We start from the raw sequence: 18,189 nt of genomic DNA, 5'->3' as shown, positions 1-18,189 counted from the left end.
TGGTGATTTTACTGAATCACTTGTCTAAATCAACGGTCTTAAGCTCGGTCGCTTTGCACCCATTTGCACTTCGAGAACACCTGTTTAAAAGTTAACATGCAGGCTTGGCTTACCTCCATACTATTGGACTTAAGCCCTGCATAAACCAACATAAGAATATTGAATAATTTGGATATGGAGCAACAGCCATTTCCCTAATAATCGGTGATGGAAAAATCTATGAAAACCACACGATGTCAATCACTCTTTATCATAGATAGCTAAAAACCTTCGACTCGATTAACGGTGGTCTGTGTAACAGTTTGCAGGCAATACTTCGCTCAATTTTTGATATACCTTTTCTTCCGGCATTGGTAGACTCATTGCCTCCAGCAATTGTGTTAACTGAAGCGAATTGCGTATACCAACTACCACACTGGTAACTGCTTTGTGATTTAAAACCCAGCCTAAAACCAATCGCAGCCTCAGGCTTTTCTCAATTGAGAATAACTCCAATTTATTTTTCAGTAAATCAACATCTTGTGAACTATAATTTAAATAACCACTTGATTTATTATTAAGCAGAAAACCCTTTGCCAAAGCTCCCCTTACCAACACTCCTACTTCCTTTTCATGCAGCAAATTCAGCAGTTCTTCCTCAGGTCTTCGATCGAGTAAACTATACTGAAGCATGTTTGAAACCCAACCGGGTTGTCCTGCAATTTTACGCACCACGTTGGGACGAATGGATGAAATACCATAGTGGAGTATCTTACCCTTCTGCTTTAGCAAGTCAAAGGTTTCTACTATCTCATCCCAGTTGTCGTTAAGCGTTCCCCCATGAAGCTGATAGAGATCAATGTAGTCGGTCTTCAACCTTTTTAAACTCTTATCTACCGAACTTAGAATATGACTTTTCGAAGGACACCAATTAAAGCTCTTACCACCGGGATCAGCCACGTTACCAACCTTGGTGGCAATTCTTATCTCTTTTCTAAAGGTCTTAACAGCCACTCCAAGAGACTCCTCGCTCCAACCGTTTTGATATACATCGGCCGTATCGAAATAATTGATTCCTGCTTCGAAAGCTGACTGAATGAGCCGGTAGTTTTCGTGGTTATCGCGACCAAGCGACATGCAGCCAAAGCCAATTTCAGAGATCGAAAATCCAGCCCGGGGCAATGGCCTACACCTCATCGTCAGGTTGCTCTATGTTACTGAGATTCCCGTTCTCACTGAGGAGCACAGCCAGGCCTCTGGTGGATTTGAACTGAGCCGAAACAATGACGATTACGGAGATTACGGGTACGGACAAAATCATACCTAATATACCCCAGATGCTGCCCCAAAAGGAAAGAGCAATAAGCACCACCAACGGACTCAGGTTGAGCGTGCGCCCCATGAGTTTCGGCTCCACATAGTTGCCTACAAAAATCTGGACTGCCTCAATTATGAGAAAGACATAAAGGAAGGGCCAAAACGAAGCAAACTGAAAAATAGAGAAGATGGCCGGCAGCAAGGTAGCTACCAGAGACCCCAGGTAGGGTATAAAATTCAACACAAAAATAATAAAGGCCCAAAGCACCGGAAAGTCTACCCCAAGTGCCAATAGCAACAAATAGCTAATGGTACCTGTGAGTAAGCTTACCTCGGTTTTAACGGTAAAGTATTTGTTGATAGAATTACTGATTCGATCGAAAATGACAGCCACATTTTCTCGGCTCCCCTCCTTTCGAAACATATTTTTCAGCTTCTGATCGAGATAATTTTCTTCAATAAGGAAGAAGACAACATACACTATAACCAAAGCAAAATTACCCAGAGCAACACTCAATGAGTTAAATATTTTACTTAGGATGGACTGATAATCAATACTCTGAATAGCGTCTTCTATATTGGGAATGAAATCGTATCGCCCGGTAAACTCTCTCATTTGCGCCAGAAATAGCCTAAGGTTCTTATCGTAGCTATCGGAATTGGCCGTGATGAGCGAAATATTGACCGATATGATCTGATAAACTCCGTAGATAAACGATACGGTAAGCAAAAAGGCCACAACCCGCTGCAACCACTGCGGAAGCGACCGACCACCAATGGTTAGCTTGGCAATGTACTTGCGGGTGGTGCGTATGAGATACCACACCAGCAAAGCCAGCACAATTGGCTCCAGAAAAGACCTAAAGTAAATTAGCGAGAAAACTGCCCCAACTAGAATAATGGTCCAATAAGCTCCCTTCTTTAGGTTTTCTGTAGATACGTCTGTCTTCATGCTAAGAATATAAGCTTGAAGATACAGGAAATGACGATTTTTATTGCTTCAACAATCGCTTTTTGATGAGTCCCAGATTAGTACTTATCCAAACCACATAAACCCCTGAAGGCTGCTCAGCCATATTAAGGCTTGTTGCCTTTTGATTATTGATCGCTTGTTGAACTAGGGGCTCACCCAGCGCATTAAGCAAACGCACCTCTTGAATGTATGCTCCATTGTTGGCTCCTAATTTTAAATTTACCATCTCTGTTGCCGGTTGAGGATACAATTCAAGGGTACGGGCCCATTCAGGCTCAGTCTCTAGCCCCAGCACCATTTCTCCGGTACCCGACACTGCCAGCTGTTGACTACCGGCCGATGAGGTGATTTCAAGATTGCCGCTATACGTTTTAGCTTCCGTTGGCGAGAATGTAACCTCAATTGTCACTTCTTCTTCTACATTTAGCGTAGCAGAGGTTTTGTTTACAGAAAATCCATCGGGAACAGTGATATTACTAATTTCAAGGCCATCATCTTCTCCGGTGTGTGTGAGCGTTATACTTAGCGAAGAACTCTCTCCTACCTCTGTGGAGGCAAAGGCCAGCGTGCCGGTTATGGAAAGAGAATGCTCTATCACGTTTTCTACAATGATATCAAACTGCTTCTCGGCTGACTGATCTCCTGCTGTGGCCTTTACTCGAATGCTGAGTTCATGCAGGTCTTCATAGTTGAACACAGCAGCCGTTAACAGTTCATCGGCCGAAATAGAAAACATACTGTTGTGAGTATCACCTTCTCCGGCAACCAGAGTGTAGGTGATATCTTCAGTAGCCCCCTCAATAAAGAATTTCCCTACTGCGGTTCCTTCTTCGGCACTTTCGGCAAAACTGTTATTGTCTAGTTGAATGGGAACGTCATTCTGACCTCCTCCTTTTCCATCATCGCCACATTCAGTAGAGCCAAATCCTTCTTCCAGCAAATCATACTTATGCATAAATACACCACCACCAGCCTGATCGTAAGTCATATACAGATAGTTCCCCTTAATGAGTAAGTGAGGTCTGAAATTCCTCTGAGCCGTTACATGTTCGCGATAAATTAGATTGAAACAGCGATCGAAAACAGCCAAATCCACATGCTCTTCATCTAGCACTTCTCCCTCATACAGATGCTGGTATCCAACATACCAATATCCGGTTTGTTCGTCATGAGCAACCCCTGTCGCAAACCAGTTGGCGTTTCCATTTTCACTATCAATGAGCGTTCGGGGCTCCTGTGCAGCCGGTTGAAAATCTTTGTCCCACTCCGTTACTATCAGGTCAGACTCTCCTCCAAACATACTCCCGGTAAACAAGTGTATTTTCTCATTTACATACAGTCCACCTCCTACATTATTGTGGGGCAACGAACCATCGGTTAAAAACGGATCAGAAACCCGGTTGATGTCGGCATCAAAGCCATGAATATAATGCTGATTGGCTGGTTGAAAATGTCCCACATAAAGCACATCAGGAGTGGTAATAAGAATCATGTCGTTAGTTGGTTTGCCCGGCTCATTCGATGGGCGCGTATCCTGATCCCACACCGTAACAATATCGCCAACCCGTTGTCCCTGGGCATTGAGCTTCACAAGATAGAGCTGTTTGTCTCCGGCCGATGAAAAACTTACATAGTAGGCTCCTTTCCAAAACACGGTTTTATGATCGACTATTTTGGGTAAACCATCGTTCTCTGAAATCACCGCTACCGGGTCTCCCACTCGCTGCATGGCCTCATTGATGTATTGGAAATAGATAATGTTGCCGCGTGAAACAGTCAAACCCATGTGTTCGTTGGCCTCGGCCAGTACTCCCCAAATGTTGGCCTGGTCGACCTTGACTGAATCTACCCGATTGAGTGTTTGAGCAGATAGAATGGCAGGAATAAATAAAAAAATAGACAGAGCAAAAGCGACTGTGTTTCTCATAACTTATTTTGGTTGAATCATTTAAGTTACCCGAATACTGCCAATGACCCTAACCCGGCATGATAGACACATTTTTTACGGACATTTTTTAAGGTTTTGATTGCCTTAAAAAAATGCTTTTCCATATATTTGCACTCGCTTTTGCAAAAGCCCGTTGGTCTGCTAGCTCAACTGGATAGAGCAACTGCCTTCTAAGCAGTAGGTTCCAGGTTCGAGTCCTGGGCGGATCACAGACCAAACAAAACCCCTCCAGTTCAGAGGGGTTTTTTTTTGGGGGTTACTCATGTACGGTTTCATGGATGTAATCCTAATGTTTCTACCACAAAAGAATCCTCACAACCTCTTCTACCAGTTATTTAACTAGAAACAACTTTCATCCGTTTTCTTTGAGAAAATGATAGGGATCGGTATACACCGGGTTAGGATTAACCTTGATTAAGTCTTTAGGCACCAGATCATGCTCAATGGCCAGGTCATACCCTTTTAAGGCCGCCAGCTTAGTATAGGTAACCGCTGGGAAAGAGAGTATGTCTTTTTGTAAAATGAAAAAGGCATTGTACTTATTGTGCAGCCTGGGTTTGAGAAGCTGCACAAGGCTTTCTACCATCTGCTCTTCATCAGCAGCCAGCAGGCCTTCAAAAAAGCCTACATCCGGAAGCAGCCATTTATTGGTCTTTTTGGAGGCTTTTTCTTTTAAAAGAGCCACTTGCTTCTCCAACTCATCGAGCTTATTGAGCAAAGCCAGTTGCACACAATACACCGGGTGGCCTTTTCTTTTTTTTACCTCAAAGGCACTATCACTAAGCAATGCATACCGCTCTATCATTGGCTTGCAATCGCTCAGTAGGGCATAGCCAATGTGCCTAATCCCTGCACTTAGTCGTTGATAACCATAGGTCTTAATCATATATTCATCGCACCGGCCACAGGTATAAAAGTGCTGCTTGGCAACTTCTATATTGCCTTCCACGCTATATTGATACAATGCTTCATCTTCATTTAAATAAAAGAATTCAACCCTGACATGGTTTTGTAATAAGCTTTGGTCTAAAGACCTTTCAATCAGAGTTTTCTCCTCTTCATAGAACTTTTGATGCACTTCAATAAGTCGTTTACGATAATCCATTTTTATCCCCCTAAATTAAGAAGCACCAATTCATTTTTATGTTTATCCACTTCGGAAACAACTTTCATCCGTTTTCTTTGAGAAAATGATAGGGATCTGTGTACACCGGGTTAGGATTAACCTTGATTAAGTCTTTAGGCACCAAATCATGCTCAATGGCCAGGTCGAACCCTTTTAAGGCCGCCAGCTTAGTATAAGTAACCGCTGGGAAAGAGAGTATGTCTTTTTGCCACACAAAGAAAGCATTGTACTTATTGTGCAGCCTGGGTTTGAGAAGCTGCACAAGGCTTTCTACCATCTGCTCTTCATCAGCAGCCAACAGGCCTTCAAAAAAGCCTACATCCGGAAGTAGCCATTTATTGGTCTTTTTGGAGGCTTTTTCTTTTAAAAGAGCCACTTGCTTCTCCAATTCATCGAGCTTATTGAGCAAAGCCAGTTGCACACAATACACCGGGTGGCCTTTTCTTTTTTGTACCTCAAAAGCACCATCACTAAGCAATGCATACCGCTCTATCATTGGCTTGCAATCGCTCAGTAGGGCGTAGCCAATATGCCTAATGCCTGCACTTAATAGCTGATAATCATAGGCCTTAATCATATATTCATCGCATCGGCCACAGGTATAAAAGTGTTGCTTAGCAGCCGCTATATTGCCTTCCACGCTATATTGATATAAGGCTTCCTGTTCATTAATAAAGAAAAATTCTGCCCTTACACTCTCTTGGAACAAGCTTTGATTCAATGATTTTCTAATCAGACCATACTCCCTCTCCTGATACTCCTGATGTACTTCAATAAGTCGCTTGCGATAATCCATTTCCATACGCCTAAACTAGGAAGTACTCATTTACCTTTGTACTTATCAGGCATAAATACACCTACCGCCTGGGAAATTATCGAGTTTTTAACACCCATATCCATTGAATAATTATATCTATGGGGGAGTGTTTCTCTATATTAAAACGATAGTTAAAGCACTTACTAAAGAAGTACTATGGAGCTTTGCTGTAAAAGCTTACGATGCTAAAACATACTTGATTCAGCAGCTATAATTTACTTTCTAAAGATTTTATAGCCTATACCCATTTGAAAGAAGGGAAAACCATCGGAGTGGGCATAACCAAGTTCAGCGGCCACCTTGGTGGAGACATCATAGGTCATTTGAATGGAGGGTAAAACAGAAATAAAATATTGGTTGTGTACTCCTGTTCTAAGCCCCACACCTACATCGAATCGCGAGCCATCGAACACTGAATAGTTAAACTGCAAACCGGAAAATGTATTCGCCTCTCGCTCGGCACTCCCTATAGCTGTAAGATATACATAGCCCATGGAAAAGCGCTGTCCCAAATTAAGCGATACGGAGGGGCCGGTATTCCAACCATTTACAGATCTGGTGGTTATATTCTTGAGTGAAACTGAAAACCGATCTTTCTGAGGTTTGTTTTGCCGGTAAAAGCTCTGGGCTTGTGCCCCAAAGCTCAACATGAGCAGGCTTGCTAGAACAATGAATTTGGCTTTCATGGCTGATGTGGTTCAATTCTTACCTCTAAATTCGCCAAATGCCTACCCCATTTTCTACGCAATGCCCGATGCTTAACATTTAGGTGTTTTACGCAAGAGGTTAGCCCCTTGAAATGACCTTAAAATTAAATATTAAGCTTAATTTTGCAGATTAGTCTTTCTTAAATCTTTATGCCTAAATCCATCTTCAAGCTTTACGAAGAACTCTTCTCCAAATCTGTTTTTGCCATTGCGGTCACATCCTACGAGGGCATACCTGTATTTGTAAATTCCAAGTTCTGCCAAATGATGGGTTATTCGGCAGAAGAACTGACAAGCATGACCTTTTCGGAGTTTACACACCCGGACGATGTGAATAAAAACCTGGAGGTTTTTGAGAAGCTAAAAGCCGGTGAAATAGAAAGCTACAGACTGGAGAAAAGATACATTCGCAAAACAGGAGAAGTTATTTGGGCAGAGCTAACCGTAGAGCTACTGGAAAACCGGGTAGATTCGGGCTACATAAGAACTTACATACTGGACATTACCGAAAAAAAGAAGAAAGAGGAAGCCATGGCCAAGCAGGAGCTGGTTTTCCACGAGGTATTTCACAATATGTTTCAGCTTATGGGGCTAATGGAGCTTGACGGTACACTTATAGAAGCAAACCAAAGTGCTCTGGACTTTGTGGGCTACAAAAGAGATGAAATTGTAGGCAAGAAGTTCTATGATGCACCCTGGTGGGCCTGGAATGACGAAATACGCTCACAAATCATTGATGCTATTGACAGAGCTTCTCAAGGCGAATTTGTTCGTTTTTATACAGATATTTTGGGCAACAAGGGTGTTGAAACCATCGATTTTTCCTTGCGCCCCATAAAGCAGGGCGGTAAGGTTGTGCTGCTTATTCCGGAGGGGCGCCCAATCCCTCAGGAAAAGGAAATCGAAAAAGAGTTATTGGCTAAAAACCTGCTGCTTGAAAAAACAGAAAAACTCTCGAAAACAGGCGGCTGGATTTTGCAAATCAAAGACCTGGATTTAAAGCTCTCAAACAACGCTTACGAACTTCTGGGTTTACCAAGAAACAAAAAACCAACCCTAAAGGATGTTCAGGAACGAGTTCATCCGGAAGACCTCGATCATTTTAACATGATTGTTCAGAAGGCTTTGGAAGACAAGCAGTCTTGCCAGCACCAGTATAGAGTGAAAACAGAAACAGGCTGGAGACACATAAAGAGCTATGGAGAACCTCGCTTCAATAAGAAAGGAAAGGCCATATCACTCAATGGAGCCATTATGGACATTACTGCAGAAATGGAGTCTGAGCAGAAACTGCAAAAAATCAATGATGAGCTTAACAACAAAGTGCAGGAATTGCGTCAGTTTGCCTACGTAACAGCCCACGACCTTCAAGAACCACTACGCACTATTATCAGCTTTATTCAGTTGCTCAAGGCTACACTCAAAGATGCCAATATTCATGACGATACCGAACTGTATACCGAATACATAGAAAAAAGTGCCAACCGACTAAAAAATCTTATCAAAGACCTCCTGCATTTTAGTCAGTTAGAAAATCAAAAACTCACGTTCGAAAGGGTGAACCTTCAAAAGGTATTTCATCAGGTGAAGGCCGATTTGCACAACCTCATAAAAACCACCAATGCGTCTGTAGAATGTTCGGAGCTACCTCAAATAATTGCCAACGAAACGCGCATCAACGTACTTTTCCAAAATCTAATTAACAATGCCATAAAGTTTAGAAGGCAAGGTATTAGGCCCCAAATAAGAGTAGAATACACCCAGAATAATGACTTTCACTACCTGTCTTTTTCTGATAACGGAATTGGAATTGACAAAGAATATCACCAATATGTATTTGAGATCTTCAAGCGCCTGAGTAGTAGGGAAGAATATGAAGGCACCGGAATAGGCCTTGCCATGTGCAAGAAAATTGCAGATCAGCACAACGGAGTCATTGATGTGGAGTCGGTAGTGGATGAGGGAACGACCTTCCGGGTGGCTATTTCAAAAAAACTAACATTAAGCTATTGAAAACGCTGTTAATAGAAGATAATCCGGCCGATGTAGAATTGCTGAAAATTGCTTTCGAACAAACGCAGATCGACACGGATATCATTGTAAAAACAGATGGACAAGAAGCGATAGATTACTTATTTGAGTTAGCCGAAAACCAGCCGGAAAGTGAGTTTCCGAGCCTTATTTTTCTCGATCTAAACCTCCCCAAAAAGAGCGGAAAAGAGGTACTCAGACTGGTAAAAAAAGACGAAAAGTTAAGAGGAGTACCCATTATAGTAATGTCTACCTCCGACTTTAGAGAAGATGTGGAGCTCTGTTACAAGCTCTATGCAAACTCTTATCTGGTAAAGCCCAGCGATTTTAGCATGTTTATGGATATGGTGGGTTCTATTAAAGAGTTTTGGTACAACAAGTCGGTACTTCCTTAGACTCACTCTTTTAAAGACAAAAAAAGAGGTGCCATTTTCTGCTCGGCACCTCCAATTGAACAACACCCAAAAGCCAAATTGGTATTGTATCTTTAAACTCTTTCGTTAATGTAAATCCGTATGTCATGTGGGGCCGTTTCATTGCCTCCAAAGTATGGAAACAACAGGTAGTAAACGCCCAACTTATCTTTCACTTTTCGTTCCATAGTAACTGTATGGTCTCCATTTACTGCCAACTCATACGATTCATCGGTTAGGTTAATCTGAAACAATGCGTTGGCTCCTATCTGCAGATCTGTTATATATTCAAAATTCATCTGACCATTTTGATAGGCATACGCAAATATTTCAACCTGATCTTTCTGGGCACTGTATCGCCAACCAAACCGTATGCTGTTGTCATGGTGCATACTATTAGCATCGGCAAACCCAAACAGCTTGTTAATATCTTCCTGGTTTTTGTTGCCCAGGTTATAACGGGCCGATTCGTCAAATCTTGCCGTAAAACGCAAGGTTGAAGACTTTAAGGTTCTGAGCTTATCGCCAACAAACCCTGCGACCACCTTACTATCGTGTCGGCCTTCTTCTATAAGGTACACCTGCTCCGGATTTTCATAAAGCTCGGAGCAATCTTGTACCAGCAGGCCCAAAAGCAGTGCAAACACTAGCTTTTTCATGAAACTACTTTTAGGCTTGTGTTAGCACGAGTCATGGTTACATGAAACACGGCATGTCCATCTTCATGAATCGAAGCTGTGAGTTGTGCCTGGCTATTGGCCAGCAAACGCTTCACTAAGCCCAATCTCAAAGGCAAACCTTCGATGAGGTATTCTTCAGAGAGCTTTGAAAAAGGCTCAAATATGTTTTCCAGGTCTTGCTCGGCAATTTTAAGTCCGGGCACCTCAAAAGTAAGCTCTACCTCATGCTCATTGGGGTTAATACCCAGCTTGGGCATTTCGCTTCCCTTAAATTCCAGAGCCAGACTCACCAGTCTTTTCAGACCTTTCATGAAAGACTCGTTGTCTATACGCACCTCAACATGCTGCTGAATGCCTACAAAATCGAATTTCTTAAACGGATAGTAGTTTTCGAACGAAATAGTAAGCTCTTTGAAAATATCGTCTGAACCATAGGAGGTAATGTCTACTTTAGGCTCCGCATTGCTGAGCTCCATTAAAAGCAAGGTATCTTCTACCAGTCCAGCCGCTTTTTTAGACTCATTAACAATTCGGTTAATGTATTTTGAAAACAGCTTGAGCAGGTCTTCGCTTTTGTGCTCCATGATTTCTTCCATCATCTGAGCCGTCATTTCTATAGCATTGAGCGGAGACTTAAACTCGGCCGACATGTTGGTAAGCACCTTAGAGGTATTGTTACCAAATTCTATATGCTTAGTTTCTTCTGATTGATTTTTTTGTACAGCGTTCATGACTCCCTCCTTTTAGTAAATGTTCCAGATTAATTTTACACTCATTGCGCGTTCATTGCTCTTGCCGTATTCGAACCCGAGCTTGGTGTTCCAGGCCAGGTTTACCCTGCCCTCAACTCCGAAGTAAGGTTTCTCGAACTGGGCATCGAGCGCGGCCATTCTAAAGGTGGGGCCCACCTGAAAACAGTCGTTTACCGGCAACATAATGGCCGTGTAAAGTCCTGCCCATCGGGTGTCCATGTAAGAACCTTCTTTAGACTTGTAATCTCTGGTGTGGAAATAGCTGAAGTTGAATACCTCTTTGAAGTTCACTCCGAGTGAAAATCCGTAAAGAGGATTGTCGCCATAAGTGGCAACTGTGGGGGCTACTTGAAAACTGAAGTCTTTTTTCCCCTGGTGCTTATAATAGTACGTTTGGGAAAATGCAGTGCTACAACCGAGTAGCAAGACTGCAATACACATTAACTTTTTCATGGCTTTTGGATTTCAATTGTGTTATTCTTTCAACACTAAGGTCACCATCTGCCATGGCTAATATGTGAGTGAAACAAGGCTTGTAAAAAACCAGAAAAACACCACTATGGGGTGGTGTTTTCTGTAATGGATTGTTGTAAAAATTTCACTTAGTAGGGCTTTGTAAGATCACCTACAAAATCTAGGCAATTCCCTTAGAACCTAAATATCCGAGAAAAGACGCTTTTCCACTGCCCAAATGGCCAATCCGGCCATATTCTTATGCCCAGTCTTTTCCAATAGGTTTCGTTTATGGGCTTCTACTGTTCTTATGGAAATAAAAAGCTCATCGGCAATTTCCTGATTGGAGTATTCTTTTACTATAAGATGCAAGACCTCTTTTTCTCTTCGGGTAAGGGGCACATCTACCACTACTTTTTGCGATGATGTTTTTTCTCCTCGCAGATAGTCCATAATGGTATTGGTTACCTGCGGACTATAGTAGCTCTTGCCTTCGTGAACATCGAGAATGGCCTGAATAATTTCCGATTGGTTGGCGGTTTTCAGTACATATCCATTCACTCCATAGTTAAGCATTTTCTTAATGTGCTGAGTTTCACTCAACATAGTGAGAGCTATAATCTTGAACTGATAAGTCATTTCTTTGAGCCGCTTCACCAACTGAATACCATCCACCTGTGGCATTACAATATCGGTTAGCAGAATATCAAAGTCAGGATTTTCCTTGATTCTCTGGAGCGCTTCTTCTCCATGATTGGCATGGTTTACCACCTCAAACCTATCGTCTTCAGAAATGTAGGCTTCCAGTGCATCTCTGATCATTTTATGATCATCTACCAAGAAAAGTCTAATCTTACTCATAATACAGTATGTCTTTAGTGAATGGAAATTCTATCATAATGGTTGTACCGTGTCCTACATGGGAATCTATATAAATTTCGGCCCCAAAGGACGATACTCTATTTTTCATATTGGCTAGCCCAAAACCACCTTTACTTTGACTCAACTTACTGGCATCGAATCCTTTACCGTCATCTTCAATAGTCAATTGCACTACATCGCCCAGCTTCATGTATTGTATGGTTACATACCTGGCCTCTGAGTGCTTGAGTATGTTATTGGTGGCTTCTTGTACTATCTTATACAAGCTGGTATCTATAGGTACTTTAAGCCTGATACCTTCCATGTTGGTCAGAAACTCAAACTCTACCTGGCTGGATTGGTTCAAATCGCTGATGGTATCTTTTACTACCGAAACAAAGCCAAAATCTTCTATGGCCTTTGGCATCAGACTGTGAGCAATAGCCCGCGAATCGTTGAGCGACTTTTTCAGGTAGTTGTACCCTATATCGAACTTGTTCTTCACTTTATCGCTCAACTTGGCCTTTTCCATACGCACAAACTCCAAATTTAGAGAGGCAATGGTAAGGGTTTGCTGAAGGCTATCGTGAATTTCTTTAGAAATTCTTGATCGTTCTTGGTCCGAAGCTTCCATTACGGCATTGAGAATTCGCTCTTCCGAACGAACCCTATCCGTAATATCGTGAATAAAGCCTTCCAAAACATACTCGCTGCCTTCTTTATACACCAATTTGCCGGTGTTACTCACCCAAATTATCTTTCCGTCTTTGGTCATCATGCGGAAAGTATATGAATACTCATTTTCTTCTTTGAGCACGTTTTTGAGAAACTGAATGCTGCTCTCAAAATCTTCTTTATAAATGACCTGCTTTAAGAACTTCTCATGACCAATTTCTTCAATTTCATTTACCGAGTAGCCCAGCAGCTTATGTAGATATTCGGAGATAAACTCTATTTGGCTTGAAGGAAACTTGAGGCGATAAACGATGCCCGGCAATGAAGAAACTATGTTTTGAAACTGCTGGGACTGTTCCTGAATAAGCAATAGCGCCTTTTTAATGGCCGTAACATCTTGCGCAATACCAATGTGTCTTTTAGGTTCTCCATTGGCATCGTACTCTACCCGGCTCTTGGCAAAGAGATATCGTACTTCGCCCGACTTGAGTACAATGCGGTATTCACATTCGTATTTGCCCGTCTTGAGCGACTCTGCAAACTTAGCCACCTGCATTTCGCGGTCATCCGGGTGGGTATATTCCAGCCACTCCTGCACAGGTACTCCGTCTTTTCTTTTAAGGCCGTACAGTTCGAACATGACATCGGACCACCAGGTTTCTTCAAACTGCATGTCGTATCGCCAGGTACCAATTCGGCCTACATTTTGCGACTCTTCAAAGGTTTCGAGTGTGTTGAGGTATTCTATTTCCAGTTCTTTCTTTTTAACCAGCGAATGTAGCAAGTTGGCATAGTTGGTGAGCAGTTCAATGTCTCTGGTACTGTACTCAGCTACTTTGTTACCAACACCTAAAATAGCCACCACTTTGTTGCCATCTATTATAGGTATCTCAAGGTCGCGATTTAGTTGAGGGTGACCTTCCGGTATTCCCTTATCGCCAATTTGTTCTTCCTGACTATGAATTACAGGCTTGCGTTTGTCTATACAGTCTTTCCAAATGCCCGCTTCTTCTATCTCATAATCGGGGATTCTCTTCTTTGTGTTGGAAGCAGAAACACCCTCCTGACTCCACTGCACAAACTTAATTTTACCCTCGTCTTCATCTACAAAATGATAGAATCCGCAGTTAGAGTCGAGTAGTTCTACTGCATATTCCACTCCACGCTGAATGAGTTCTTCAAGGCTTTTCTGGTAGGCTTCGTACAGTTTTACGGTAAAGCTCAAAAATTCATTGAACTTGTGCTGCTCAGTTACATCGCTAAAGGTAGACTCAAACAAATACGGAGCACCATTCTTAAAAACTGTTTGCACGTTAAAATTGAGCCAGCGTTTCTCACCGCTCTCGGTGTTGAAAAGCACCTCAATATTATGCCGGGTTTTGTTTAGGTCGGAGACCTCAAAAAGATTGCTGGAATGGGGTATAAAATTATTAATGTTTTTACCGAGCAATTGCTTTTGCGATGGTCTACCCAAAATACGGGCACCCTCCGGGTTTAGCTCAAGAATTTCTCCGTTGGTATCGACAAGAATATAGCCCTCCTGAATGTTTTCGAAGATACTTCGATACTTGTTTTCCGACTCTTCCAGAGCTTTCACTGCCTGATACTCCTGGGTAATATCGCGTAAGAAGGCCATTACATACTCTCCATCTTTCAGTTCAATTTTATTGAGATGAATATTGGCAATTATGGTATTGCCCTGGCCGTCTTTGTAATACCAAATAAAGTTCTCATCCTTCCTTACCTCTAGTTGGCCCACATGATATTTGGTGGCTTCTTCAGAGGTTCTCCCTCCCGGCTGGTGCGAAGGAGACAGTTCCCACATGGCTTTATTGTTGAGCTCAGAAATGGGCATATTGAATATTTGACTCATTCGCTTATTGCAGTCTACAAAGCGATAGTCCTTGAGCAGTGCTATACCTATTGTGGCGTTTTCCAACAATACCCGGAATCTTTGCTCGCTTTCGGCCACCAAGCGAACGGCTCGTTTGTGTTTTAAAATAAGCCCCAGGTTTTCGGAAATGGCATCCATAAGAGAAACCTCCTCAGGCAAAAAGTTAATTTCTTCTCCTTCTGAATTTCTTTTAGCAATGGCCACGGCTACCTCTCCTACTACAACACCATCCATTCGCAACGGAGAGCTATACCTGTTTTTGTAGGTGAATTTTCCGCTATTGAATTTATTATCATCAAAAATAATTTGTGCCTGCGTACACTCCGGATACTGAAAAGCTGGTGGAATAAGCTGAACGGCCTGGCGCAACAAGTCTTCTTTGGAAGACAGCCCCGACTCGGCCAGATGAGAAATACCATAGAGGCACTTAGCCTCCTTTACGCGCTCCTTCAAATCGAACACCAGTTTCTCATTCTGCCGTTTGGCCTCCATTTCTGCATTCACGTTGGTAGATACACCAATCCATGAGATAATGTTCTGATTCTCATCTAATATTGGATTGGCCTTAACACTCAACCACTTGTACTTGCCAGAAGCGTCTTTGTGGCGTTCCAGGTTAAAATAGGAAGACTTGTTGGCCAGTGCTTCTTCCCATTTAAGGCGGGCCTGCTCCCGATCGTCTTTATGAAGCCCGTTTCTTCTTCCCTGATGGTAGTACTTTATGTTATCTCCATAGAAGTGTCGGCCGGCTTCATTAATGTAATTCGTTTTTCCTTGCGAATCGGCTGTCCATAGAATGTGTGGTAAAAATTCAGACTGCATTCTAAATTTGCTCTCACTCTCCTGCAGGGCAAGTTCATTCAACTTCTGCTCTGTTACGTTTCTCACCAACATGGTTACTCCGTTGAACATGCCTTTTTGGTCGTGCAGAGCGGAAAGTTTGGCATCGAACCATTTGGTTTTTGTTCCAAACTGTATGCTATAGGTAATGGATTCGGTTTGGGAAGACTCCTTAATTCTTACAAAGGCTTCTTTTACCAGCTGACTCACATCATCGGGCATAAAGTCTGCTATTTTTTTGCCAATCATTTTGGCTGGTACGGCCAGCAAATCACCGGGGTCTCCACCAGGAAAAACCTCTTTGTAGCGAAGATTTCTGTCTATTATAATGACTATATCATCGAACGAGTCGAGAATGGACAATAGCTTTTCTTTCACTTCGTGGAGCTCATTCTCGGCAATTTTTCGCTCGGTAATGTCGTGATACACCCCCAAAACAGAATCAGGGTTACCTTCTGGGTCGTAAGTAGTTTCCCAGGAATCTTCAAAATAGCGCACCTCTCCGTTCGGCAGTAAAGCCTTAAACTCTACATGAGTGTTTTTATGGCTTTTTCTCGATTGTTTAATGAGGTCCCTAAGGCGCTTTCGGTCGTCTGGGTGAACCAACTTAAAAAACACCTCTCTGGAGGGTTGAATCTTTTTGTCTAAATGGAATAACTCATAGGCCGAGTCAGACCAGGTGTAGTTATCGGTTTTATAGCTGTAAGTCCAGTGGCCAAAGTTGGCAATTTTTTGAGCAGCCTGAAGCTTGGCCTGCCGATCTTTAATTTCCAGCTGATGCCTTCTGCGCTCGGTAATATCGGTAAATATGGTACAGGTTTTAAGCTCGTTGGTAGCCTGATCTATAAGCGGAAATGAATCTATGAGGATCCAGACAATAGCTGACTTTCTAGGATTGAAAATCCCCACAATATCGCCCAATACCGGCTTTTTAGATTCGACCACCTTGGCCGAAGGCATGGCTGTCCAATCCAGCTGATTGTGGTCTTCATCGATAAAATACCAATCAGGATCTTTCGCTCCCTTGGTGTCGAGCACCTCGCGGTCTAAGCCTAAAATTTCCGCAGCCTTTTTATTGGAGTCTAGAATTTGCCCTTCCGAATCCTGGTATACAATACCCACAGTGGCATTGTCAAATATGGTTCTGAATTTGAGTTCGCTTTGCTCCAGGGCAATTTGTCGCTCTTTTTCCTCCGTAATGTCTTGAACTAAACCCAATACGCCTAGCAACCTACCCTTGGCGTTAAACTCGGGGTCGCCAGTCACTTTTACCCATCGTACTTGTTTATTCTTTTCTACCCTGTGTAAAAACTCAATGTGCTGACCATCGCACATTTTTTTGAAGTCAGTAATAAAAAGCTCTCTATCTTCTCCATATATAGCATCCAGAATAGTTTCCCGATCAATTTTCTGCTCTGCCGGAAAGCCCAGTATGGCTCGGCACTTAGGAGAAACGTAAGTAAATTCTTCCTGCTCTAAATCGAAATACCAGCTACCAATACGACCCAACTTCTGGGTTTTCTGAAGCTGTATTTTCTCAAATCTTATTTTTTCTTCTTGCTCTTTGAGGGCCGTAATATCAACATGCACGCCCAGCACTTTAATAGGGTTGCGCTGGCTATCGTACTCCATTATTTTACCCGTATCATAAATCCAGATGTAGTGCCCTTCTTTGTGCTGAATACGGTATACGGCCTCGTACTTATCTGTCTCTCCTTTTACATGCTGCTCTAGTTTGGCCAAAGATTCAGGAAAGTCTTCCGGGTGAATTCTGCTTCTTGAAAAGCCCAGCGATTTGTCTAACTCAGACACTTCGAAGCCAAGCATTTTGGCGTACTCAAAGTTGTAGAGCATTTCGTTGGTTTTCAGGTTCCACTCCCATGTACCCAGATTGGCGGCCTCAAGCGTGAAGTCGAGACGCTCTTCCATGGCCTTCAATTCTGTAATGTCTTCCTTAACTGCCAGAAAATTAACTATTCGGCCGTTTTCGTCTTTTATTGGGCTTATGATGGCCTTTTCGTAGAGTAGGGTACCATTTTTGCGTTTGTTTATGAAATTACCGGACCAGGTATCTCCTTCTATAATAGTATCCCAAAGTTGTTTAAATACCTCCTCGTCTTGACGACCCGACTTTAAAAGGCTTGGTTTTTTCCCTATTACCTCTCTTTTGGTGTAGCCGGTTACCTCCACAAACCTGTCGTTAACATATTCTATGTTTCCGTCAATATTGGTAATGAGGATAATATTGGCAGACTGTTCTACAGCTGCGGAAAGTTTTTCGAGCTTAGCGCTTTGTGTGGTTACCTTTCTTCTGAGTTCTATGCGTTCCAGAGAGAATATGAGGGACTTCTCGATCTGGGTAGGCGACATCTCGTGCTTTGAAAGGTAATCTTGCGCACCCAATTGTATGGCTTCTTTGGCCAAATCGAGGCTCTGATTACCACTTAAAACAATAAGGCATATGTCAGGAAAATTATTAACAATTCGCTCTACCCCTTCTAACCCTTTGATACCCGGCAAACCCAGGTCTAGAAACACCACATGAAAGGTTTCCTCTTCGAGCCACTCCATACCCACCCAAAAGTCAACCACATGTTCTATTCTAAACTCCTTGTCATGATCGAACATCGATACATATTCTTGTAAAAGAATGGCATCGGTATGATTATCTTCTATGTGGAGTATTTTGGTCATAGCAGGAATCTGTATTTTCCCTCGAAACG

At 42.5% G+C, this 18,189-nt stretch carries 13 protein-coding genes and 1 tRNA gene; 3 read left to right on the top strand and 11 right to left on the bottom strand.

All coding sequences use genetic code 11. The features are described 5' to 3' along the window. Positions 1-279 precede the first annotated feature (279 nt). The 3 genes from IE164_RS13355 to IE164_RS13345 are packed head-to-tail and all read right to left on the bottom strand — an operon-like array spanning position 280 to position 4,196. Positions 280-1,176: an aldo/keto reductase gene (locus IE164_RS13355; protein ID WP_189630725.1), complete on the bottom strand. Its 897-nt coding sequence runs from the start codon at positions 1,174-1,176 to the stop codon at positions 280-282. After that, positions 1,166-2,248 (bottom strand): AI-2E family transporter, encoded by a 1,083-nt coding sequence (locus IE164_RS13350; protein WP_189630724.1) that lies wholly within the window; start codon positions 2,246-2,248, stop codon positions 1,166-1,168. The genes IE164_RS13355 and IE164_RS13350 overlap by 11 nt, the downstream gene beginning before the upstream one ends. A gap of 40 nt (positions 2,249-2,288) precedes the next feature. Further along, positions 2,289-4,196: an ASH domain-containing protein gene (locus tag IE164_RS13345; RefSeq protein WP_189630723.1), complete on the bottom strand. Its 1,908-nt coding sequence runs from the start codon at positions 4,194-4,196 to the stop codon at positions 2,289-2,291. A 156-nt stretch (positions 4,197-4,352) separates the two neighbouring features. On the opposite strand from IE164_RS13345, the gene IE164_RS13340 reads away from it, so the two are divergent. Then, a tRNA-Arg gene (locus tag IE164_RS13340) sits at positions 4,353-4,426 on the top strand. A 143-nt stretch (positions 4,427-4,569) separates the two neighbouring features. On the opposite strand, the gene IE164_RS13335 is transcribed toward IE164_RS13340, so the two are convergent. The 3 genes from IE164_RS13335 to IE164_RS13325 form a co-directional block, all read right to left on the bottom strand. Then, positions 4,570-5,322: an Imm49 family immunity protein gene (locus IE164_RS13335; protein WP_189630722.1), complete on the bottom strand. Its 753-nt coding sequence runs from the start codon at positions 5,320-5,322 to the stop codon at positions 4,570-4,572. Between the two features lie 64 nt (positions 5,323-5,386). After that, positions 5,387-6,145: an Imm49 family immunity protein gene (locus tag IE164_RS13330; protein WP_189630721.1), complete on the bottom strand. Its 759-nt coding sequence runs from the start codon at positions 6,143-6,145 to the stop codon at positions 5,387-5,389. Between the two features lie 230 nt (positions 6,146-6,375). Then, entirely contained in the window at positions 6,376-6,846 is a 471-nt protein-coding gene (locus IE164_RS13325; protein ID WP_189630720.1) for a hypothetical protein, read from the bottom strand. Positions 6,847-7,017: 171 nt separating this feature from the next. Between IE164_RS13325 and IE164_RS13320 the strand changes: the two genes are divergently transcribed. Together IE164_RS13320 and IE164_RS13315 are read left to right on the top strand one after the other, a co-directional pair. Continuing rightward, a complete protein-coding gene (locus IE164_RS13320) occupies positions 7,018-8,880 on the top strand; it encodes a PAS domain S-box protein (RefSeq protein ID WP_189630719.1) in 1,863 nt (620 codons plus the stop codon). Beyond that, the gene (locus IE164_RS13315; RefSeq protein ID WP_189630718.1) at positions 8,877-9,293 is read left to right on the top strand and encodes a response regulator; all 417 of its coding nucleotides are present in this window, start codon (positions 8,877-8,879) and stop codon (positions 9,291-9,293) included. The genes IE164_RS13320 and IE164_RS13315 overlap by 4 nt, the downstream gene beginning before the upstream one ends. Positions 9,294-9,385: 92 nt before the next feature. On the opposite strand, the gene IE164_RS13310 is transcribed toward IE164_RS13315, so the two are convergent. From IE164_RS13310 to IE164_RS13290, 5 genes are all read right to left on the bottom strand, one after another. Next, complete coding sequence (locus tag IE164_RS13310; protein WP_189630717.1) at positions 9,386-9,970, bottom strand: hypothetical protein; 585 nt, start codon at positions 9,968-9,970, stop codon at positions 9,386-9,388. Continuing rightward, the gene (locus tag IE164_RS13305) at positions 9,967-10,722 is read right to left on the bottom strand and encodes a sensor histidine kinase (RefSeq protein ID WP_189630716.1); all 756 of its coding nucleotides are present in this window, start codon (positions 10,720-10,722) and stop codon (positions 9,967-9,969) included. The genes IE164_RS13310 and IE164_RS13305 overlap by 4 nt, the downstream gene beginning before the upstream one ends. 12 nt (positions 10,723-10,734) lie before the next feature. Next, positions 10,735-11,196 carry a hypothetical protein gene (locus IE164_RS13300; RefSeq protein ID WP_189630715.1) on the bottom strand — a complete coding sequence of 154 codons (462 nt, stop codon included), beginning with the start codon at positions 11,194-11,196 and terminating at the stop codon, positions 10,735-10,737. A 201-nt stretch (positions 11,197-11,397) separates the two neighbouring features. Next, a complete protein-coding gene (locus IE164_RS13295; RefSeq protein ID WP_189630714.1) occupies positions 11,398-12,057 on the bottom strand; it encodes a response regulator in 660 nt (219 codons plus the stop codon). Continuing rightward, positions 12,050-18,160, bottom strand: a complete 6,111-nt coding sequence (locus IE164_RS13290; protein WP_189630713.1) for a PAS domain S-box protein — start codon at positions 18,158-18,160, stop codon at positions 12,050-12,052. Before IE164_RS13290 ends, IE164_RS13295 begins: the two co-directional genes overlap by 8 nt. Positions 18,161-18,189 lie beyond the last annotated feature (29 nt).

The sequence above is a fragment of the Roseivirga thermotolerans genome (genome assembly GCF_014653175.1).
Taxonomy (GTDB): domain Bacteria; phylum Bacteroidota; class Bacteroidia; order Cytophagales; family Cyclobacteriaceae; genus Roseivirga; species Roseivirga thermotolerans.
This window is presented reverse-complemented; position numbering and strand designations above follow the sequence as displayed.

Excerpts from the sequence above, each read along its gene's own strand:
- IE164_RS13355 (WP_189630725.1), bottom strand. The coding sequence starts at position 1,176 with ATGAGGTGTAGGCCATTGCCCCGGGCTGGATTTTCGATCTCTGAAATT.
- IE164_RS13350 (WP_189630724.1), bottom strand. The coding sequence starts at position 2,248 with ATGAAGACAGACGTATCTACAGAAAACCTAAAGAAGGGAGCTTATTGG.
- IE164_RS13345 (WP_189630723.1), bottom strand. The coding sequence starts at position 4,196 with ATGAGAAACACAGTCGCTTTTGCTCTGTCTATTTTTTTATTTATTCCT.
- IE164_RS13335 (WP_189630722.1), bottom strand. The coding sequence starts at position 5,322 with ATGGATTATCGTAAACGACTTATTGAAGTGCATCAAAAGTTCTATGAA.
- IE164_RS13330 (WP_189630721.1), bottom strand. The coding sequence starts at position 6,145 with ATGGAAATGGATTATCGCAAGCGACTTATTGAAGTACATCAGGAGTAT.
- IE164_RS13325 (WP_189630720.1), bottom strand. The coding sequence starts at position 6,846 with ATGAAAGCCAAATTCATTGTTCTAGCAAGCCTGCTCATGTTGAGCTTT.
- IE164_RS13320 (WP_189630719.1), top strand. The coding sequence starts at position 7,018 with ATGCCTAAATCCATCTTCAAGCTTTACGAAGAACTCTTCTCCAAATCT.
- IE164_RS13310 (WP_189630717.1), bottom strand. The coding sequence starts at position 9,970 with ATGAAAAAGCTAGTGTTTGCACTGCTTTTGGGCCTGCTGGTACAAGAT.
- IE164_RS13305 (WP_189630716.1), bottom strand. The coding sequence starts at position 10,722 with ATGAACGCTGTACAAAAAAATCAATCAGAAGAAACTAAGCATATAGAA.
- IE164_RS13300 (WP_189630715.1), bottom strand. The coding sequence starts at position 11,196 with ATGAAAAAGTTAATGTGTATTGCAGTCTTGCTACTCGGTTGTAGCACT.
- IE164_RS13295 (WP_189630714.1), bottom strand. The coding sequence starts at position 12,057 with ATGAGTAAGATTAGACTTTTCTTGGTAGATGATCATAAAATGATCAGA.
- IE164_RS13290 (WP_189630713.1), bottom strand. The coding sequence starts at position 18,160 with ATGACCAAAATACTCCACATAGAAGATAATCATACCGATGCCATTCTT.